Raw genomic sequence first — 19,812 nt, forward strand, 5'->3', positions numbered from 1 at the left:
AAGGACGATCCAGCATGAGGATGCCGCTGTCTCAGAAACCGAGATCATCTCAAACTGCCAATCATCAATACATTGCAACGGAATCTTCAAAGGAATTTACAGAACCTTTGCAACCGCACATCGCCGACAATGATACGATCAATACGAAGTCTGAGGCGAGGCACCGCCAAAGAGCTGATGCTGATTTACGCACGGACCGCCGGACAACACGCAAGTCGAGGTTAACAGCCAATGGCAAGAAGAGCGCTTATCCTGGTTGAAGGCAATGTAAAGGGGCTTGGTCTGCTGTTCGTCCGAGCGGCCCAGCGTCTTGGCCTTCATCCAATTACCCTGTCGACTGACCCAGCCCAGTACGACTATCTTGCGGCGGAAAACATTGAGGCAATCCGTGTCGATACAGACAATCTCGATGCGCTGATCCGCGAATGCTCCCGGTTACGTGCGACTTATGACATGGCCGGCATTACGTCCGCCACCGAGTCGTTTTATGCGACAGTTGGCAAGCTCTGCCGGTATTTCGATCTACCGGGACCGGACCCTGAATCCGTCGAACGATGCTGCGACAAATTCGCTCAACGTCAACTCCTCGCGGAGGCAGACATTTCAATACCTACTTATCGCTTAGCAGCGACTGCGGCGGAGGTTGAAAGCTCTGCCGCGGAGATCGGCCTGCCGGTGATTCTTAAGCCAGCTGTAGGCCTCGGCAGCAGAGGTGTCCGATTGTGCCGCAACGCTGATGAGTTAGCCGAACATACGACTTATTTGTTGGGCGGAAAACACATATGGCGGTCTGCGCCAAGGATACTGGTCGAAGAATTTGCACAAGGCCCTCAATATACAGTTCAGATAATGGGAAATGAGGTCATTGGGATAGTCGCCGCTGAATTCGGCAGTCCGCCCCATTTCGTCTATCGCGAGTTCACCTGTCCGGCAGTACTGATTGGCGAGCAGCATGATAGTATCGTCGATGTTTCGCTGCGCTGTTTGCGAGCTCTCGGCCTTGGCTGGGGGCCAACGAACATTGAAGTCCGGTGGACGAAGCGTGGTCCAGTCGTCATTGAAATCAATCCGCGTATGGCTGGCGCGCCCGATCCTCAACTAGTTCAGTTGGCTTATGGTGTCGATCTCGTCACCGAGCACATTAAGCTTGTCATCGGCGACGAATGGGATTTGCGAAGAGGGCATTCGCAGACTGCGGCCGCACGAATCCTGGTTCTTGATCGCGATGGCACGCTCGATTGGATCGGCAGCGAGAGTCGGGCGGCTGCTGTACCAGGCGTCGCCGAGGTGAAGTTGCATGTCAAAACAAGGACGCCTATGATTAGAAAGGGCGATCACCGAGACTGTATCGGATATGTCATTGCCGTTTCGCCCAGCCTTGCTAGGACCGAGGCGATCCTTCAGCGAGCCGTCGACCTCATCAGTTGGTCGATCATACCATTTCAGCCTCCTGGCAAACAGCAACAATCTGCGGCACCTTACCTGCCCGCATCGGCGCAGTCGCCAGATCGAAAGTGACTGTCGCCGGACATTCGTGCACGAGACCACGAAAGAGACGCGTTGCTACTAATCCAGCGATTTCCCGGGACTCTGCGCTCGCCTCACGGCCGCTCGCAACACAAGTCCGTCAGAATACGTCCGAGAAGCTGGCGACCTTTCAAACTGCATCGCTTAGTGCGGTCAGCATTTCAAAAACCGATGTATTTTGACGCAAACTTGGCCCACCCCGTGCCCCATATTCCCCCGAGGGGCTGGCGCAACTGGAAATACCCGACGCAGTCAGCTATTGTCTTCGTGCGCGGGCGACCTCGTGGCGAAGCGTGGTGCATCGGCTGAAAGCGCCGCCGGGCCGCCTTATTCGAGCCTTGCCGGACTGAGGCGCCCGCGCGCCTTTTCCTTTGGCAGGCGCGGGCGCCAAGCCTCAACGAAGTGTTCGTATCCTTTCTGGGCCTGCTCGGCGACGCGCATCTCCTGGTTCCGCAGCTCCTTGACATTGTAGGCATAGGTCGGTCCGCGGCTGTTGCCCTTCTTCTGCGGCTTGCCGGCCTGCAGTTCCATGCTGCGCATCTTGTGTGCAAACAGACTGGGTCGCGCCCAGAGGTAGTCCGCCTCCTTCGTCAACATATGCCAGACGAGCACCGTCAGCTTGCGCGCCACGGCGACGGCGGCAACCTGATGGCCGCGCCGGGCCCGGATGCGGACAAAGAACGCATGGAGCGGCCCCGGCGTCTTGGCGGCCGCCCAGGCGGCTTCCACCAGCATCGCGCGGGCATGGCTGCGTCCGACCTTGCTGATCCGCCCGTGATGGGCCGCGCCGAGCCCCGACTGGCGCACGCGTGGGTTCAGGCCGAAATAGCTCACCAGTTTTTGCGGGCTGGAAAAACGGCCGATGTCACCGACAGCCGCCACTCTCATGATTGCTGACAATAGCCTTTGGCATAGGTTGCAGTCGGCCGAATCCGATCGGCGGCCGAGGTACTTGTACGGCGGATATGAGGTGCAAGAGGCGGGACTTGAACGTCGGTCAACAATCTCTCATCCGCGGGTCGAGCCGCATGACCTTGTTTCGTTTGGGGCTGCCTCTGTCTAGGTGGCGAGCGTCAAGGCTCATAGTGGAGACGAGGGCTCCCCGGCATTGTCCCGCCTCCAGCACCGTATATCGCGCCGAGGCTGATGTTGGATGTTGCGATCTCCTCTCCTGGCTGCCTGTCAAGTTGATGTCATGCCGCCTTTGGGGTGATTGAACCGTGCAGGCGATCGACCAGATGAAGCCCACCATCTCGCGTGCGATGGCGACATTGACGACGTTGGCGTTCTTGCCGCGCGCGCTGAGCCGACGATATCGGGTACACGGTCGAACCTGCGCTTTCCATCCGATGTCGCGAACGACTTTTGGCAACGCCTCGATTCGATCGACCTTGTGACGGCCGATGCGCGGCCTCATCCGGTAAGCCCAGGCGCCTTCGACCAGCGCGCGCCGGGCATGGGTGTTGCCGGTCTTGGTGAACCCAACATTACAGGGTGCCGCCATTCTGGACGGGGTGGTATCTCATTTAACCGTCACGGATCCGCGCCACGGCCTTGCGGGTCAGCGTCTTCAGCTTTTGTCATCCCATTCGGCCCGAGGTCCAGACTTCGTCGTCGTACGGCTGTCTGACGGGCGCCGGCGTTCTATTCGGCGCTCGGTAACCGACCTCGCAGCGCCGTCTCCGAAAGAACAAGGGGCGTCGAAGTCGTTGGGGCGGATCAACGCCCGGACGTTGCTCACATTGATGCACCATTTGAACAGCACATTCGCCTCTCGTATCGAGGAGGTGATTCGCGATGAACATCCAGTCGAATCTGCACCGCGTAGCGTCCCAGACCTTCACCGAACTTCCGAACCCGGGCATGACAACACTCCCGGGACCTTGGCTCAACTTGCCAGCGGAAACGCAAAAGCAGATCGCACAGAACCTTGCTCCCCTGCTGATGCGGATGCGACCAACGCGCGCGCTGCTCGAGGCGGACGGGCATGTTGAGAGCGTCGAATAGGCCGGACGAATGTGTGACAGCCGCGCATCGCGGCAAGCTCGCTTATATTTACGTTCGCCAGTCTTCCGTGAACCAGGTGCGGCATCATCAAGAAAGCACGGAGTTGCAGTACCGCCTCGTCGATCGTGCCGTCGCCCTCGGCTGGCCGCATGAACGTTGCACGTCATCGATGAGGATCTTGGCAAATCGGGGTCCGGGACAGTTGAGCGGGTGGGGTTCAAGAAGCTGATCGCCGAGATCGGGTTGGGCAATGCCGGCCTTGTTATCAGCCTCGACGCTTCGCGGCTTGCCCGCAACAATCGCGACTGGCATCAGCTCCTTGATTTGTGCTCGCTCTTCGGCGTCATCATTGCCGACGGCGAACGTCTTTATGATCCCTGCGCTTACCACGATCGCCTGCTGCTCGGCCTGTCCGGCATCATGAGCGAGGCGGAGCTTCACCAGATCAGGCAGCGCCTCCATCAGGGCGAACGTCAGAAGGCGGCGCGTGGCGAGCTGCGGCTTCCCGTTCCCGCCGGACTGGCCCATGATCGCGCAGGCGGGATTGTTCTCAATCCCGATGAGCAGGTGCAGGCAAGGCTCATCCTTGTCTTCGCCAAATTCCGCGAGCTTCACAGTGCACGGGCCGTGATGCGATACTTGCGAAAGAACGATCTGCCACTGCCTGTGCGTCCACTTATGGGTCCCGCTCCGCACGATATCATGTGGCGCGAGGCCGACAGTTCACGGGTCCTCAGCATTCTCCAAAATCCTGCCTATGCCGGGGCGTATGTTTATGGACGATACCGGGCGGAGGGCGGGCGGGTTCGCCATGATGTCTATCGCCCGAAGACGGTGAAGGTCCCCATCGCGGACTGGGAGGTTTGTCTTCAGTCTGCCCATCCCGGATACATCGACTGGGAGGAATTTATGGAGAATCAGAGACTACTGGCAAACAACATCAACCGCTATAAGGCTGGCCATTCCGGCGTGCCGCGCAAGGGAGCGGCACTGTTGCAGGGTATTGCCGTTTGTGGCCGGTGCGGTCGCCGGATGAGCCTACGCTATAGCGGTCCTGCAGGTAACTATCCCGTCTACACGTGTCGTGCCGACCGCGATCAGGACGGCGGACCGCTATGCCAGGAAGTGCGCGCGCTGCCCGTCGACGCACATGTTGAAAGCATCCTGCTCGACGCTTTGAAGCCGGACAGGATTGCCATCGCCATTGCCGCGCTGGGCCAGATTGAAGAAGAGACACGTCAGCTCGAGCGACAGTGGGCTCTGAGGCGCGAGCGGGCCCGCTATGAGACGGAACGGGCACGGCGCCAATACGACGCGGTGGAGCCCGAGAACCGTCTGGTGGCGCGTTCTCTGGAGCGCGGCTGGGAAGAGAAGCTGCGCGCCGCCGAAGCCGTCGAGCAGGATTACGAACGGTGGCGGTCCGACGAGCCCCTGGTCTTGAGTGAGTCCGACCGCGAGTGTCTTCAAAAGCTGGGCGAAGACCTGCCTGGCATCTGGTATGCCCCTTCAACGACGTCGGCCGAGCGAAAGGGCATCCTGCGTCTCATCATTGACGAGGTCGTCCTCGATCAGAAGCGGTTGCGGGGCCAGGTCTGGTTCAAGATCCTGTGGCAGACCGGGGCAACAAGCGAGCATTCTCTTCAAAGGCGTGTCCACACCTACGCCAACTACATCGATATCGAGAGATTGCGCGAGCGCGTGACGGAGCTGAATGCCGACGGCAAGATGGACAAGGAGATTGCGGCGACGCTGAACGCGGAAGGCTTTGTCGCAGCACGCGGCTGCGCGTTCAAAGGTGAGAATGTCTGGCTTCTGCGGACACGCTGGAGCATTCCCACCGTCAAGATCAACGGGATTGGCGCCAATCCAGCTCGGTGGCCGGATGGAACCTACTCCGTTCAAGGGGCAGCAGCCGCCTTGGGTATCACACCGCAGGTTATCTTCGACTATCTCGCCCGCGGATGGGTCACGGGGCGTCAGCTCACGAAAGGCCAGCCATGGCAAATCGAACTCTCGGACAACCAGATCAGCACGCTGCGGGCGCGCATCGCACGCAACAGGCGATCAAGGAAGGAGGCATCATGACAACTTCGGTGATGCCGCCGCGCCAGACGCTCTCGCCGCTCGATCGCTCGCCCGGGACCAAGCCGAAATAGGCCATGAGCTGACGTGGGTTTGAGAAGCGTGTGAAGTCACCGACCTCCGCGACCAGCACCACGGCATTGATCAGCGCGATCCCGCGCATCGCCTGCAAGGCGTCAACGACCGGGCGCTGGTCCCATTCCGGGAGAAGGCTGAGTATCTGTTCCTCGACCTGCCGCAGGCGCCGTTCCGCATCCATGACGGCATCGACGTAGTCCTGAAATGCGATCTGCTGAGCGGGATGTTCGAAGGCCAATGTCGAAAGCCATCGCCGATAAGCCATTCGCCAGGCGGTTCCCCGCTCGTGCTTGCGTCCGTGACGCAGCAGAAATCCTTGAAGATGTTGGCGCGCTCGCGTCACCACTTGTCGCACGACGCTGCGCAGCCGGATCAGGTCGCGCATGGCTTCATGATCGGCGTCGGGCACCCAGACCGGCGTCAACTCGCCGGCCCGGTGGAGGCGGGCGAGCATGGTCGCATCGCGACGGTTCGTCTTCACGCGATCGCCGGGCTTCTTCGGAATCAGTGACGGCGCCACCACGTCGCATCGATGGCCGAGGCTTGTCAGTTGGCGATGAACGCCATAGCCGCACGGTCCGGCCTCATAGCAAAACACCAGCGGTTTACCGGACTTCCCCAGACGATCGCACAGCTTGCTGATGGCATCAGGGTCATTCGCAATCTCGCCAAGATACTCCACCGAACCGGAGCGCCCGTTCTCCGCCACCGCGATTGAAATCCGTTCTTTGTGAATATCCAAACCGACAAATCGGGTATGTTCCATGTGGCCCGTCTCCTATGCATGAGGCTCTGTGCCGGCCCAGCCGGCTTAACCCTCGTACCGTTGCATATCGGATGACGGGCCGCCCTCAGGCCCAGCAATCATAGGGACTAGCCCGCCGGCCACTGCGAGATTGACGCCAGTGATTGTGAGCAGCCGTTTGATCACCGCATCATCGAGCGCGCTCTCGGCAATCTCCCGGTCAAGCACGCGGAGATCGTCACCCAGCCTGTCCAGTTCCCGGATATGGCGCTGGATTGCGGCGCGCTCGTCATCTGGCACCGGCTGACGGGTGAGCCAGGCACGACCGAGGCGCCCGAACAGGTCGGCATGGGGGCACCGCGGAATCAGGTGGGCGTAGAGGATCGAATGTACCTCGTTCTTGATCCAGGTCCGATGCCGCACGACCTGGTAGCGCCGCGCGACCCGTCTGCGCATCCGCTCCGTGGCGGCATCCGGTGTCCAGATCTCCGGCAGGTAGCCGGCTGCGTACAAGCTGGCCAGCGTGCCGGCGTCGATCTTGTCGGTCTTCACATGAGCGTGCGCGATCGCTTTGACCTGCAGCGGGTTGGCGATCACCACCCGCTTCACGAATGGCGACAGCACCCGAGAGACCGCCATGCAGTTGCCAGTGGCCTCGATGACCACCTCGTCGTCGGCCAGAAGGGTTTTGCCGAAGCCTTCCAGCGCGGTTCGCGTCATATCGACCCGGCCCACATGCCGCAGTCGACCATCTTCCCAGATCACCACCTCGCCAAAGGTGCGGTGGGTGTCGATTCCAATTACACGTCGCATTCCTGCCTCCTCTCGATCAGTCAGAGGGGAGCGGCGGGCGACACGACAACTACGGATCCGCGCTCTCGGCGCAACCGGGCGAGTCGCAGAGGCGGCCATCTACTAACACGAGCTCGCAGCTCAACGTACAAGATCGGCCTGCCCGCACCTTCGTGCTCCCGGTGCCTCTGTCCCGGATGGTCGCACCATACGCCGCGATCACGAAAACCGCAGCCGGACATCGGCACCGCCATCTTCATACCGGTTACCAATCCCATCGAAAGCGTCTTTGCGACCGTTCGCCACCGCACGGTGCGTACCAAGGGCTCGCTGTCCTCGAAAACCGCCAGGCTGATGGTCTTCAAGCTGGTCATGGCCGCAGCCAGGACGTGGCGACGATTGAAAGGACAAAATCAGTTGCCGAAACTCATCGCAGGTGCCAGGTTCCTGGACGGAATCGAGGTCATCTAAACGAAGCCGCAGAGCGCCGCTTGATCAGCCTCGTCACCCAAATTCCAGCATAGCTCACATCGCCCGCTGGCAGCCTCTATCATTTTAATAAGGTCAGGCGCGAAGGGCTACAGCGGTTCAAAGGCGCAATTCCCCTTCGGCAGGCTCGCGCTAACCTCGCCCGCAGACGGAGTGGCCATTACTGCTGAACAACTCGTCGTGGCCATCCAATTGCCCTGGAAGTGGTCGTTAATTAATCGTCCCATCGGCCGCTACGGACCGTTGAGATGAATCATTTGCCTTGTCCCTTCTAACACTCGAAATCCAGAGCTGCGGTCCTGCGGGCATGGGACCGCGGCTTGCCATTCCCAAGCATTTCCCCGGACAGCTGCCGTAAGCGGAAAGAAGGGCCTCCTGTTTTGGCTCTCCGGCGACCTCACGCACATGGTCTCATGACGGTACCCGACATTCTGTCAGTTTTGTCGGGGCCACGACGTAGGCTGTTTCGCCAATTTCTTTTTGCCTCAGGCCATAACCGAGAACAGCCACAAGATGTTTTCTCTGCCTCTTGGCCAATTGGCACGAGTTTTGATGCCATTCTGGCAGGCGGCAGCAGGTGGCGATCTTCGCGCAGCTGCTCCCAACTGCCATGAACGGAGGAACACTCATGAAGACGTTCGATCAGAGGACGGCACTGGAGCACGCCGCACGAAAGCGCATCAAGGATTCCCATTCGCTCGACGGCGATGCCGATCGCTTGACTCATTTCTATCGGGAATGGGTCAGTTCCTACGAGTTGGATGTCGGTCGCGACGGGTACTGCGGGCCGACGATCGTGGCGGAACTGGCGGGTGCCGTGCAGATGGCCTATTTGGCTAGGCAACGAGCAGCCATCGCAATCTTGGACGCCGGCTGTGGAACTGGCCTCGTCGGTGTGGAACTGGAACGCCTCGGCTTCCGGTTGATCGACGGGTTCGACCTCTCCGAGGAGATGGCCGAACAGGCCCGGCAAACGGGCGTTTACCGCCACGTCCGAGGCCATGTCGACCTTAACGGGCTGCTCTCCGGCTACTCCAGCGCGAGCTATGACGTGACGGTCAGCTGCGGCGTCTTCACGCTCGGGCATGTCCGACCGGATAGACTGCGCGAACTGGCTCGCGTCACGCGCCCGAATGGATTTATTATAGCAAGCACCCGAAAGAGCTATGCCCAGACCACATGCTTCGAAGAGGAGGTGCGGCGTCTGGAAGAGTCGGGCCTCCTTGTACTGACACAGCGTTTAAAGGACGGTAGATACCTCGCAGAGGAGGGCGCGCACTACTGGGTTTTCAAGGTGCGCGATAAGGCTAGCGCACCAACGGAGGAGCGGCCGTGACCACGCTTCCGCAAAACTAGTTGACGAAAAAACCGGCAGCCGATGCAAGCTAACACGAGAAGCGAGCGCGCCCTGCGTGCGCCCTGCCTAGGAGCTCCGGTTCTTCTACTTTGTAGAGCGCGGCACCCCGAAAGAATTCTCGGAACAGCCCATCTAGGCTTCCCGACGTTTCGTCACGCTGCCGGCCAAATAAGAAAATTGCCCGAAATCATTGTGTCGACGCCCAATGTCAAACAAAAGGTCTATTCATGTCTAAGAATCTGGTGATCAGACTGGACGACAAGCTACGGGCGAAGCGCGACAACTTTGACAAAATCCCGGTGGTTGATATAGCGCCGCTACTCGATGGCAGCAACAAACAGAGGGTAGCCCAGGAGATACGTTGGGCCTTGTCGAACACCGGGTTCATGTATGTGAAGAATCACGGTATCCCTAAGAATTTCGTGGATTCGGTATTCGATGTTAGCCGTCGGTTTTTTGATCTGCCCATGTCGCAGAAGATGACACTGCACATTAGCAAATCCGATGTGGCCTTCCGTGGATACATCGAGCCGTTCGGGGAGAACACCGATCCGGGCAAAACGAAAGACCTGAAGGAGTGCTTTGACATCGGACCTGAACGTCCGACGTTGGAAGGCCCGTTTTGGGGCCCGAACCAGTGGCCCTCAAGTCTGCCCGAGTTGCGGAAGCTGACATACGGATACCATCAACAGATGGCGAATCTCGCGAAAATACTCTTGAAGGGCATCGCGCTCAGCCTGGACCAGTCGGAATGCTATTTCGACAACCTCATGCGTAACCCGATTAGCATTCAGCGCCTGCTTCATTACCCGCCGCAGAGTGGTCATATTGGCGAAGAGATCATAGGTATCGGCGCCCACACGGACTACGGCAACCTGACCATCCTAGCGCAGGACGACGTTGGTGGTCTTCAGGTAATGAACAGAGATGGCGATTGGGTCGAGGGCATTCCGATCCACGGCACATTCGTAATCAACATTGGCGATCTAATTCAGCGGCTCACGAATGATGTCTACCTGGCGAACATGCACCGTGTGGTGAATATCTCGGGACGCGAGCGATACTCAATCCCCTTCTTTATCGATGCTGATTTCAATGCGATTATCGAACCATTGCCCTCATGTGTCACGAACAGCAACCCGCTTCGCTACAAGCCGGTGACGTGCGGCGAGCACAAATTCGGGCGTTTCGCAGCAAGTTACGCTCACTTAGCAAAGGCGCGATGAGAGCGTACACGCAAAATTCACGTGACAGTGTCTTTCGCACTTTTAGGGCCAGACTGGCGCACCTTGGCGACGATGTCGCCGAGTAGTGATGCTCATCCGCGTTATTGTACGTGACCCAGACCGAGCGCGAGAAGTTCACCTTCGAGAATGCGAGACGATCATGCAGCCGCCCTGCACCTTTCCATGTGGCGTCGCGCGGCTTTGCCCAGCCGCACCTGTTGGCGACGATCCTATTTGCGAAGTCCCCTGCTTTGGCCGGCGAACCAGCGGACCGCTTGTCACCGCAGGAGCATCGAGCCCGGCCACTCCAAGCTTGCGGACTAGCAGGCTGTTGAAAAAGGTTTTTGACCCTCTCAAAACTACCGAGATCGCTCTTACGCGTGCCAGAAAACTCAATGTTTTCAGCGAGAGAAATTGAGACGACTGGCCCTGCGAACCCAAAAAGCGGAAAATCGACGCTTGAACCCGACTTTTTCAACGGCCTGCTAGTCTTACTGCGTCATAAATTTGGATATTTCGGCTTCGACTGAGCGCAGCAGGGACATCGCATCAATCTGCGGGCAAGTGCGACGGTCAGTTTTCTATGCAGCGTCGCGATCGAATTTGAGGTGTGCCGTTCGGGGCGAATGGGCGGGCTCGCTGGATCGTGAACCGCGGGGAATAGGAGGTTTTTCGCTGCTTTTGGAACGGGCGATTGCTGAGGGGGGAATCGTCTCCCGTTCGGAGAGGAGAAACCCGTAAGCCGCGATGCAAAGACTGGCGTGATGATGGAATCCGCGCCAACCTCGACCCTCGTAGTGGCCAAGGCCCAGTTCCTGCTTGAGCTCGCGATAATCCCGTTCAATCCGCCACCTTAGCTTGGTCGTGGCAACAAGATCACGCAGCGCGGTCGTTTCCGGCAGGGTCGAAAGCCAGTATTTGAGCGGCTCTTTGTCACCTTCGGGCCATTCGACAAGCAACCATTCTTCGGCGTGCGGATGTCCGAGATTATAGTCTCTGGACGCGACACGAAGACGAACAGCGGTAAAGCGCGACGCAAGATCGGTATTGCTGCCCTCCCGCCATATGACGGTCTGCCACGCGTCTATCGGCAGACTTTCCGCAAGCGCCTTGGCTGAAAGAGGTTGATGATCCGCGCTTCGTTGCATCAGCGACGGCGGCCGACCCTTTCCGCTCCAGGTCTTGGGCGGTAGCGGTCCTTCGCCTGGGCGCCAAACACTGAGCGTCGGCTGGACACCCACGACATAGCTGAGGCCCAGCTCGGTCAATCCTCGGCGGAACCCGCCGTCTGCGCCGTAACCGGCGTCGGCAAGGATCACGCCCGCCGGCATCTGCGTCTCTAGCGCCGCACGTACTTGTTCAAGCGCGATCTGTGGCTTGGTTTGAAATAGGATCTCGTCCGGGATCTTCGCCTTCTTCCGGCGCTCTGGATCATTTGCCCAGATCTCAGGTAGATAAAGCTGCCAGGCAACCGGTAAGCTGGCCCCCTCATTCGCAATCGAAAGACTGACGGCAACCTGGCAATTGTCCTGCTTGCCGAGCTGGCCGCAATATTGGCGTGCGACACCGACGGAATGCTTCCCCTTCTTTGGAAAGCCAGTGTCGTCGACAATCCAGGCGGTGATCGCACCGCCACGCTCGATCATGCGCGGCAAGGCCCAATCACGAACGCGCGCCAGCAGTGCGTCATCCGACCAAGGCGCTTGTCCCACGAAATGCAAAAGCGATTGATGCTTGGCCGAAACACGTGATGGCGCCGTAACGGCGGCCAGGGGCTCCACGCTTTTGCGCGCCACCGGCATCATCAAACCCGTACAATAATCCCGCAGCGGCTCTGCCCGATCGGCATGGCCTATGACCTCGACCAGTGCTTCCAAATACCCATCAAACGCGGCTGCTTCGCAACCGTCCTCGCTGACCATGGCGCCCATCCATCGCTGTGAATCGCCAACCTATCACAACCAGGTCGCCTACGAATCCCCCTCCGCGCGCTTTCGTGACTCAGTAAGACTAGGGGTTGTTGATATTCAGGATTGATCGGGATAGGGGGACGCCTCGCGACGCCGCCCCTCCCACACCACCGGGCATACGGGTCCGTACCACGGCGGTTCGATCGTATTAAGCTTGGGCAGAGACATGAAGTCGAGGGAGACCGAGAGACTCGAAGTAATGGTTGCGCAGGGCCTGTTGGACCGCCGGGTGTCCTGACATGCGCCAGAATCCCGTCGGTGAACCGGCGGCAACCGCAGCTCCGAACTTTGGTACGCCATGACGACGTAGTTCCTTGAAGCGGTTGTGCCCGTTCCCCCATTGCCACCAGAGATACATGCGTAGTCTCCGGCGGGTCCACGCTTCCAAGTTCGTAAGCACCCGTGGGGTCTGGCAGAAGCCAAAGTAGCCGCGCCATCCGATGAGGTATGACTTCAGCTCCTTGATCATCTGCGGCAGACTGATTCCCCGTGTCCGGCGTGTCATGTCCCGGATCAGCGCCTTGAATTTGTCGAGGGCCTTTGGCGCGATGCGCCGTTCGCTCCCGTCATTTGAGATGCTGAACCCAAGGAATTTCCGCTCCTCCGGTCGCGCCACCGCGCTCTTCGCCTCGTTGACCTTCAGCAGCAGCTTCTTGGTCAGGAACCGGCCGACAGAGGTCATGACCCGTTCGCCGGCGCGGCGGCTGCGAACATAGATGTTGCAGTCATCCGCATAGCGGCAGAAGCGGAGACCCCTTCGGGCCAGTTCCTTGTCGAGGTCGTCGAGCAGGAGATTGCTTAGGAGGGGCGAGAGCGGGCCACCTTGCGGGGTCCCCTCGTCCACCGGACGGACCAAGCCATCCTCCATCACCCCCGCATTGAGGAATGCGCGGATGAGTTTGAGCACGCGCTTATCGGATACCCGCGCGGCGACGCGCGCCATCAGGCTGTCGTGATTGACTCGGTCGAAAAACTTTTCGAGATCGATGTCAATCACGTGGCTGTAGCCCTCGGCAACGTAGCGTTGCGATTGGGCTACCGCCTGATGGGCGGAGCGTCCTGGGCGGAAGCCGTAGCTGTGCTCGGAGAACGTCGGGTCCCACTGCTCCTGGAGAACCTGCAGCAGGGCTTGCTGGATCAGTCTGTCGACGACGCAAGGCACGCCGAGTTTTCTGACCCCGCCCTCCGGCTTGGGGATTTCGACCCGCTTGACCGGCTGCGGCTGATAGGTTCCTTCGAGCAATCGAGACCGGATGCTTGGCCAGTGCTCACGCAGGTAGCCCTTGGCGTCATCGATGGTCATCCCATCCACGCCTGGACCGCCCTTGTTGCTTCGAACGCGTTTCCACGCTGTTTCCAGATTCTCTCGGCTACATACCGTCTCCATTAGTTGTTCTGTCCAGGCCGGGCTTTCGGGTGCCGACTTCGCCACGAGTGGTTCGGCCCCTTGGTAACCGCTGACAGGGGCTTCACCCCGGTCCCTCGGTTCCAGGGCCAGTGAGTACTGGGTCTTCTGCCGCTTTCCACTCATGAGTTGCCAGTCCTATTTGCCACTTCCAATCGTTCGGGCCTTCGGTCATCGTTTCCGGCTCGGCCTATCCGTTTGCTCCGCCTTTCGGCTTGGAGTGCCTCACTAGCCTTGCCGACAGCATCACCTACTACGCCCTCTGCTGACTCCTGCATCACGGTCAGGTCACCTTGCGGTTCCCTCAGTTCCGAAGTCGGAACATGACGCAGGCCTCCCCAGGTAAGTTCAATCGCCTTCCCCGCGCACCTGCCGGATCTACAGCCCTGCCCCTTGATGGATATGGACTTCGCGACACGTTGCCCGCTCGTCCGGCCAGGGATGCCTCATATCCGGTTTCTGTTCGTCAGGTCGCGGTTTTGCTCCACGCTTCCTTCAGACACCACCTCGCGGTAATGCCCTTGCGCTTTGCTAAGCCTTCACCTCCATCAGGTTGGCAAGGGGACTTTCACCCCCAAGCGGTTGAACATGCTGGGCACACAACGAAACCGCTGTCGCGGTAAACTGATGCGCGGGTCTGGCCTGAGGAGGCCCCTGTCTGAGAAGATTTGGTGTCGAGCCAACCTTCCAGACAGGAGAATCCCAGATGGCCCAGATAAGCCCTCTGCGTCAGCGGATGATTGAAGATCTGACGATCCGCAATTTGTCACCGGAGACCCAGCGATCCTACGTGCATCACGTGGCGAAGTTCAGTCGATTTTTTGGACGATCACCCGATCAACTGGGATACGAAGAGGTGCGCGCCTATCAGGCCCACTCGGTGGGCCGAAGGGTCTCGTGGGGCGCGTTGAACCAGACCGTTTGCGCCTTGCTTTTCTTCTACGGCGTGACGCTTGTTGATGGCTTTTCAAAAGCGCGTCTAAACGACGACAAGCGTTTGGTGCTTGTGGACGGAACAAAAAGGCGGCCTTTGCAGGCCGCCGAGTGTGGAGGATGTGTGCTTTAGAGCGAGGACGGGGCTTTTTCGATATCGCTGTGATCGGTCGGTGTTCGTTGCTGCTCCTGGATAAGTTCCTGGAGTTGGACGCCGTAGTGAGACCAGATGCTATCGGCGAGATCGTTGAGGAGCTCGAAGACAGCGAGCGCCTGTTCGGGTGTCCATTCGGGATTGATGAGGAAGTGGATACCACGACTGAGGCCGGACGGTTGAGGATCTGGTTTCATGCTGCGGGCACCTTTTCGCCGGAGGAGCGGCTGGTGCGTTTTTCGCGCTGTGCCTTTGATCGCTCGGCCGCTTCCTTGAAGCGGTAGGAATCGCCTTCGATGGAGATCACCTCGGATCGGTGCATGAGGCGGTCGACGAGGCTGACGACGCAGGCGGCATTGGGAAAGACCTCCGACCAATCAGCGAAGGGTCTGTTGGTGGTGATGATGGTTGAGCGTTTTTCGTAGCGCCGGCTGATGAGTTCGAACAGCAGGTCCGCATGACGGTTCGAGTAGGACAGATACCCGACCTCGTCGATCGCAAGAACGTCGGCGGCGGCGTAGTGGTGAAGGCGTCGGCGCAAGGCTGCGTCGCTGTCGAGGGCGGCGAGTTCGCCGAGCATCTCGCTGGCGGTTCGGAAGACGACGGTGTGACCGCAGATGAGCGCCTGGTGAGCGACATTGCGAGCAAGTGTCGATTTCCCGACGCCGTTGGGGCCGATAAAGACGATGTTGGCGGCATCGTTCATGAAGGACAGGGTCATCAGATCCTCGACGGCGGCGCGGTCGATGCGGCGAGGCCAGTGCCAGTCATAATCGGACAGTTGCTTGAAGTGGCCGAGCCTGGCGGCACGCGTGCGTCGCCGCATCGAACGGTCGGAGCGCTCCTCTTCTTCCCATTGAAGGACGGCGGCCAGCCAGTCCGCGTCAGCGATTTCGTCCCAATGGGTGATCAGGCCATTGAGGCGCAACGCCTTGGCCCGGTTGAGCAGGATGTCGGGATTATTCATCATCTTTGCCTCCAAGGGTCAGTTGGTCGTAGCTGTCGAGGCGATGCGGCCGTACCGTCGTATCCTTGCGCCGCACGTGTTCGGGCAGGCTCGTTTCGACCGGCGGCGGAGCACCGCGGGCGACCCGGCGGCGTTCCAGTGCGTCGCGAACCGACCTCGAATGGGAGGCGCCGGCATGCAAAGCTTCCTCGACGGCGGCCTGCAGTTCCTGCGCGCCGTACAGGTCAAGCAGTTTCAGCAACGCGTTTGTGATCGCACCGATATTGGAGCCACGCTCGGCGGCCCGGATCATCAGGGTCTGGCAGGCCGGCACGGCGCGGGTCAGGCTGTTGAGGCCGCGATGCTGGCGCGCCTCGCGCTTGATTGCGACGAGTGCCTTGAGGTGCTGAGGGTCCTCGATCTGCTGGTCGCGATCATAGCTGCGACGGTGACTGGCGATCATCTTTGCGCCGTCGAAGACGCGGACCAGGCCGAGATCGGCGCGCACGCTGAGCGTGCGCCGGACATGAGCATGCGGTACCGAGTAATCGTTGAGGTCGAAGCGCACATAGGGCGTTTTGCCAACCTTGGCGGCGACCTGCTCCTCGACGGGGTATGGGTTGGCGGGCAGCGGCAGAAGCAGTGGCTGCTCTTGCGCAAACGCCTGGCGGACCGTCATCGTCCGGTCCTCGGGGCATGGCCGGTCGGCTGCCTGGTTGCGGCACCACTGTTCGGCCTGGGCGTTCAGATCGTCGAGATCGGTGAACTTGCGGGCGATGAAGAATGCTTCCCTTATATGCCGTATGGCGCGCTCGACGCGGCCTTTTTCGTTGCCCCGGGCAACCGCGACAGGACGTGGCTCGAACCGATAGAAGCCGGCGAAGGCAAGCAGCGTCGGATGGAAGCGGATCGCATCGCCCTGGCGCTCGAGCACCGCACTCTTGAGATTGTCGTAGAGCAGGACCCTGGGCAGCCCGCACCATGTGTTGAACGCGCCGACGTGACCGCGCAGGAAGTTTTCCATGCGCGCGTCGAGGAAGAAGCGCAGGTAGATGTCGCGTGAGTAAGAAAGCACCATCACGAACGCCATGAGCGGCCGGCGGGCGTTGCCGATCTCGATGTGACCGAAGTGGGCCCAGTCGACCTGTCCCTGCTCGCCCGGCAATGTGCGCAGCCGCAGGAACGCCTCGGCCGGCTTGCGGGGACGGTGCAGGGCGACCAGGTGCCGAAAGTGCGTCGGCAAGCCCCGGTAGCCGCGCTCGCGCACCATCGCATAAAGGCGGCTGGCGGTCAGCGAGGGGAACTTTTCCAGCGTCTGCTCAATGAATGGAAGATACGGGTCAATGATTGAGGCTCTCTGCAGCGGCTTGTGCCGGGGCAATCCCGCCTGGGCCAGAACGCGATGCACCGTCGTGTGATGGACATGCAATTGCCTGGCGATGGTGCCGCAGCGCCACTTCTCGGCGTGATACAGGCGCAGGATCTGCGCTTCCAGTTCGGGGCTGATGGTCATGATACGGGCTCTCCGTCTGCGTAGTCAGCTTCACGGGCATAACGAGGCCCCCGGCGACGCACGAAGCCGGTGCGAACGAACGGCGACAGTCGACAGTCGCAGCGCCGACAGCACGGCGTGGGCATGACCGATGTCGTCGCCCGCCCGGCGACGTTCGAGGGACTGACCAGTAGTGAACCGGCAGGAGATGCAGGTGGAGAATGATGCGTCACTTTATTGTGCCGAGCCCGATATCGTCGGGCCCGGACCGCATGAGCCAGGCGTCCCCGGCGGCTGCGCTGATAACGTCGCCCCGCCTCGCGCACACTCTCGCGGCGGGCAGCACGGGCGCAGTCCTGGCCGCAGTAGCGCTGTCCCCGGTCGCAGCTGCGGCAGATCGTTACCTGCGAACGGCAGCGGCCGCACAGAAAGAAGCGGCCCGTGAGCATCCGCGACGATCCTTTCGGAGCGCCGCTGGGAGTTCGGGGAAAAGGTCGACGGAATGCGCTGACAATGCGATAATGCAGTCGCGCACCGTCAGTGGAGCGTGACACCGAGCCCGGACTTGCCAGTTGAGATCGGTGTTACGCCGGATTGTTTCTGCGGCGCTGATTACCCGCAGATCTACCACAAGGCACGCGCATGGCGGGGTACGTCGAAAGCCGCCTCAGGGCGGCTGGAGACGTGCCCCGCGTCTATCCCTTCAACCTCCCATGATCAGCACCGCGCCGCAAAGGCGGCCGCCCGCTACAGCGCTAGTTGAAGAGCGCGCGGGCGGCCGCCTTTGCTCTTCCAGCGCTTCAGATCTTGTCGTCGTTTATCAGCGGGTTTCGACCGTCTTCGACAGACGCTGGGTCGATCTGATCTGCCTGAGCGGATCGCTTACGCCCGGACGCCGCGCAACAGCGGATCAAGGCCAAGGTGCCGCATGGCCACTGGAAGACCATGACCTTCCTGGCCGCGCTGCGCCAAGACCGTGTCGATTCCCCTTGGCTGATCGACGGCCCGATCAACGGCGAGAGGTTCCTCCTCTATATCGAGAAGGTGCTCGTCCCGACCCTGCGGTCCAGCGACATCGTCGTCATGGACAATCTCGGCTCGCACAAAGGCAAGGCGGTGCGCCGCGCCATACGCGCCGCCGGCGCAAGACTCTTCTTCCTGCCGAAATACTCACCTGATCTCAACCCGATCGAGCAGCTCTTCTCAAAGCTCAAGCACTGGCTGAGAAAGGCAGCAAGCCGCACCGTCGAAGCCGTTTGCGACGCCATCGGCCAAACCCTCAACCGCGTCACACCGACAGAGTGCTCACACTACTTCGAAAACTCAGGCTATGACCGAAACTAATCTCATTCCGCTCTAGATGCCGTAATGGGCCGGCCTTCGCGAGCATAGCCAGGTTGGGTGGCTGTCCCTCAGAATGATGGTGTTGAAACGGAGTCCGAGCGATCGGCTCCAAACATCATGAGAGGAACAGCCATGGAACATTATGCGGGAATCGATGTCTCTCTGGAAGAGAGCAGCGTGTGCATTGTTGACGCGACCGGAACGATCATGCGCGAGGTCAAGATCGCCAGCGAGCCGGAGGCGCTGGTCCGCTATTTCGACGAACTGGAATTGTCTGTTAGTCGCATTGGGCTCGAGGCCGGGCCATTGTCGCAATGGCTGCATGCCGGGCTTGTGGCCGCCGGACGCGATGCGATTTTGCTCGAGACGCGGCACGTGAAGGCGGCGCTCTCGGCTATGACGGTGAAGACCGACCGGAAAGATGCACGCGGGATCGCCCAACTGCTGAGGATGGGATGGTACCGTCCGGTTCATGCCAAATCGGTGACTTGCAAGGATAGCCGAGCCCTTCTTGTTGGACGCAAGCTTCTGCAAGGCAAGCTTCTCGACGTCGAACTTAGCATCCGCGGGATCTTGCGCGGCTATGGGCTGAAGGTCGGAGAGGTCAGTCGTGGAAAGTTTGAGACGCGCATCCGGGAGCTGACAGCAGGCCACGTCACTTTGGAGACGGTGATTGGTGCGATGCTGGCGGCGCGGATGGCGTTGTGGTGCGAGTTCAGCAAGCTCCATCGCGAGATGCTGAAGATCGCGCGCGCTGATAAGGTCTGCCACAGATTGATGAGCACACCTGGCGTTGGGGCCTTGGTCGCCCTGACCTATCGCTCGGCGGTGGACGACCCGATGCGGTTTGGAAAATCCAGTACGGTCGGAGCCTACTTCGGGCTTACGCCCAAAAAATATCAATCCGGTGAGACCGATCGGGACGGTGGTGTCAGCAAGGTCGGCGACGCCATGGTGCGAACTGCGCTCTTTGAAGCTGCGCACGTCATGCTGACGCGGGCGATCCGCTTCTCGAGCCTGAAGCACTGGGCGCTCGACGTGGCGAAACGTCGGGGCATGAAGCGCGCCAAGGTGGCCCTTGCCCGCAAGTTGGGCGTCGTGCTCCATCGCATGTGGGTGGATGCGACCGACTTCCGCTGGAGCAAGGCCGCAGCGATGGCATAGGAGATAGAGCGTTCGGAGCGAGCCGAAACGGCAGCGCTCTCCTGAGGTCCCGTCGCCGGGACGAGGGCTTGGCAAGGTCGTGTGTAGTGCTGTGAATGCTT

General features: G+C 60.2%; 13 protein-coding genes and 6 pseudogenes. 10 read left to right on the forward strand and 9 right to left on the reverse strand.

Annotation, left to right across the window (positions count from 1 at the left end; translation table 11 throughout):
- Nucleotides 1-231 precede the first annotated feature (231 nt).
- Nucleotides 232-1,518 carry an ATP-grasp domain-containing protein gene (locus tag ACFOJ9_RS02150; RefSeq protein ID WP_378976764.1) on the forward strand — a complete coding sequence of 429 codons (1,287 nt, stop codon included), beginning with the start codon at nt 232-234 and terminating at the stop codon, nt 1,516-1,518.
- Nucleotides 1,519-1,854: 336 nt separating this feature from the next.
- Here ACFOJ9_RS02150 and ACFOJ9_RS02155 read toward each other — a convergent pair.
- Both ACFOJ9_RS02155 and ACFOJ9_RS02160 read right to left on the reverse strand, forming a co-directional pair.
- Nucleotides 1,855-2,409: pseudogene (locus ACFOJ9_RS02155) on the reverse strand (transposase); the annotation flags it as partial.
- A gap of 115 nt (nt 2,410-2,524) precedes the next feature.
- Entirely contained in the window at nt 2,525-2,944 is a 420-nt protein-coding gene (locus ACFOJ9_RS02160; RefSeq protein ID WP_378976768.1) for a hypothetical protein, read from the reverse strand.
- Between the two features lie 97 nt (nt 2,945-3,041).
- Between ACFOJ9_RS02160 and ACFOJ9_RS02165 the strand changes: the two are divergent.
- From ACFOJ9_RS02165 to ACFOJ9_RS02175, 3 genes and pseudogenes are all read left to right on the forward strand, one after another.
- A pseudogene (locus ACFOJ9_RS02165) lies at nt 3,042-3,215 on the forward strand (DUF5372 family protein); the annotation flags it as partial.
- A gap of 109 nt (nt 3,216-3,324) precedes the next feature.
- Complete coding sequence (locus tag ACFOJ9_RS02170) at nt 3,325-3,534, forward strand: hypothetical protein (protein WP_095083306.1); 210 nt, start codon at nt 3,325-3,327, stop codon at nt 3,532-3,534.
- Nucleotides 3,535-3,690: 156 nt separating this feature from the next.
- Nucleotides 3,691-5,619 carry a recombinase family protein gene (locus ACFOJ9_RS02175; RefSeq protein ID WP_378976770.1) on the forward strand — a complete coding sequence of 643 codons (1,929 nt, stop codon included), beginning with the start codon at nt 3,691-3,693 and terminating at the stop codon, nt 5,617-5,619.
- Here ACFOJ9_RS02175 and ACFOJ9_RS02180 read toward each other — a convergent pair.
- The gene (locus ACFOJ9_RS02180; RefSeq protein ID WP_378976772.1) at nt 5,561-6,460 is read right to left on the reverse strand and encodes an IS110 family transposase; all 900 of its coding nucleotides are present in this window, start codon (nt 6,458-6,460) and stop codon (nt 5,561-5,563) included. The genes ACFOJ9_RS02175 and ACFOJ9_RS02180 overlap by 59 nt on opposite strands.
- A gap of 96 nt (nt 6,461-6,556) precedes the next feature.
- A pseudogene (locus ACFOJ9_RS02185) lies at nt 6,557-7,252 on the reverse strand (IS110 family transposase); the annotation flags it as partial.
- Between the two features lie 246 nt (nt 7,253-7,498).
- Between ACFOJ9_RS02185 and ACFOJ9_RS02190 the strand changes: the two are divergent.
- The 3 genes and pseudogenes from ACFOJ9_RS02190 to ACFOJ9_RS02200 all read left to right on the forward strand — a co-directional run.
- Nucleotides 7,499-7,702: pseudogene (locus ACFOJ9_RS02190) on the forward strand (IS256 family transposase); the annotation flags it as partial.
- A gap of 646 nt (nt 7,703-8,348) precedes the next feature.
- Nucleotides 8,349-9,056, forward strand: coding sequence for a class I SAM-dependent DNA methyltransferase (locus tag ACFOJ9_RS02195; protein WP_378976776.1), 708 nt, complete (start codon nt 8,349-8,351; stop codon nt 9,054-9,056).
- 248 nt (nt 9,057-9,304) lie between these two features.
- A complete protein-coding gene (locus ACFOJ9_RS02200) occupies nt 9,305-10,303 on the forward strand; it encodes an isopenicillin N synthase family dioxygenase (protein ID WP_378976778.1) in 999 nt (332 codons plus the stop codon).
- Nucleotides 10,304-10,884: 581 nt separating this feature from the next.
- Here the strand turns inward: ACFOJ9_RS02200 and ACFOJ9_RS02205 are convergent.
- Nucleotides 10,885-12,225, reverse strand: a complete 1,341-nt coding sequence (locus tag ACFOJ9_RS02205) for an IS701 family transposase (RefSeq protein WP_378925689.1) — start codon at nt 12,223-12,225, stop codon at nt 10,885-10,887.
- A 196-nt stretch (nt 12,226-12,421) separates the two neighbouring features.
- A complete protein-coding gene (gene ltrA, locus ACFOJ9_RS02210) occupies nt 12,422-13,804 on the reverse strand; it encodes a group II intron reverse transcriptase/maturase (RefSeq protein WP_378976752.1) in 1,383 nt (460 codons plus the stop codon).
- A 580-nt stretch (nt 13,805-14,384) separates the two neighbouring features.
- Between ltrA and ACFOJ9_RS02215 the strand changes: the two are divergent.
- Nucleotides 14,385-14,633: pseudogene (locus ACFOJ9_RS02215) on the forward strand (site-specific integrase); the annotation flags it as partial.
- 107 nt (nt 14,634-14,740) lie between these two features.
- Here the strand turns inward: ACFOJ9_RS02215 and ACFOJ9_RS02220 are convergent.
- Genes ACFOJ9_RS02220 through istA form a run of 3 tightly spaced genes read right to left on the reverse strand, consistent with a single transcriptional unit; the run spans nt 14,741 to nt 17,224 of the window.
- Nucleotides 14,741-14,962: a hypothetical protein gene (locus tag ACFOJ9_RS02220; RefSeq protein ID WP_095085189.1), complete on the reverse strand. Its 222-nt coding sequence runs from the start codon at nt 14,960-14,962 to the stop codon at nt 14,741-14,743.
- Entirely contained in the window at nt 14,959-15,735 is a 777-nt protein-coding gene (istB, locus tag ACFOJ9_RS02225) for an IS21-like element helper ATPase IstB (protein WP_206073656.1), read from the reverse strand. Before istB ends, ACFOJ9_RS02220 begins: the two co-directional genes overlap by 4 nt.
- On the reverse strand, nt 15,725-17,224 hold the full coding sequence (istA, locus tag ACFOJ9_RS02230; protein WP_095090781.1) for an IS21 family transposase: 1,500 nt from the start codon (nt 17,222-17,224) through the stop codon (nt 15,725-15,727). The genes istB and istA overlap by 11 nt, the downstream gene beginning before the upstream one ends.
- 882 nt (nt 17,225-18,106) lie before the next feature.
- Between istA and ACFOJ9_RS02235 the strand changes: the two are divergent.
- Nucleotides 18,107-18,547: pseudogene (locus ACFOJ9_RS02235) on the forward strand (IS630 family transposase); the annotation flags it as partial.
- 132 nt (nt 18,548-18,679) lie between these two features.
- Entirely contained in the window at nt 18,680-19,711 is a 1,032-nt protein-coding gene (locus ACFOJ9_RS02240) for an IS110 family transposase (RefSeq protein ID WP_378976624.1), read from the forward strand.
- Nucleotides 19,712-19,812 lie beyond the last annotated feature (101 nt).

Source organism: Mesorhizobium cantuariense (assembly GCF_042647205.1).
GTDB classification, from domain to species: domain Bacteria; phylum Pseudomonadota; class Alphaproteobacteria; order Rhizobiales; family Rhizobiaceae; genus Mesorhizobium; species Mesorhizobium cantuariense.

Coding starts and splice junctions, on each gene's coding strand:
- ACFOJ9_RS02150 (WP_378976764.1), top strand. CDS start 232: ATGGCAAGAAGAGCGCTTATCCTGGTTGAAGGCAATGTAAAGGGGCTT.
- ACFOJ9_RS02160 (WP_378976768.1), bottom strand. CDS start 2,944: ATGAGGCCGCGCATCGGCCGTCACAAGGTCGATCGAATCGAGGCGTTG.
- ACFOJ9_RS02170 (WP_095083306.1), top strand. CDS start 3,325: ATGAACATCCAGTCGAATCTGCACCGCGTAGCGTCCCAGACCTTCACC.
- ACFOJ9_RS02180 (WP_378976772.1), bottom strand. CDS start 6,460: ATGGAACATACCCGATTTGTCGGTTTGGATATTCACAAAGAACGGATT.
- ACFOJ9_RS02195 (WP_378976776.1), top strand. CDS start 8,349: ATGAAGACGTTCGATCAGAGGACGGCACTGGAGCACGCCGCACGAAAG.
- ACFOJ9_RS02200 (WP_378976778.1), top strand. CDS start 9,305: ATGTCTAAGAATCTGGTGATCAGACTGGACGACAAGCTACGGGCGAAG.
- ACFOJ9_RS02205 (WP_378925689.1), bottom strand. CDS start 12,225: ATGGTCAGCGAGGACGGTTGCGAAGCAGCCGCGTTTGATGGGTATTTG.
- ltrA (WP_378976752.1), bottom strand. CDS start 13,804: ATGAGTGGAAAGCGGCAGAAGACCCAGTACTCACTGGCCCTGGAACCG.
- ACFOJ9_RS02220 (WP_095085189.1), bottom strand. CDS start 14,962: ATGAAACCAGATCCTCAACCGTCCGGCCTCAGTCGTGGTATCCACTTC.
- istB (WP_206073656.1), bottom strand. CDS start 15,735: ATGATGAATAATCCCGACATCCTGCTCAACCGGGCCAAGGCGTTGCGC.
- istA (WP_095090781.1), bottom strand. CDS start 17,224: ATGACCATCAGCCCCGAACTGGAAGCGCAGATCCTGCGCCTGTATCAC.
- ACFOJ9_RS02240 (WP_378976624.1), top strand. CDS start 18,680: ATGGAACATTATGCGGGAATCGATGTCTCTCTGGAAGAGAGCAGCGTG.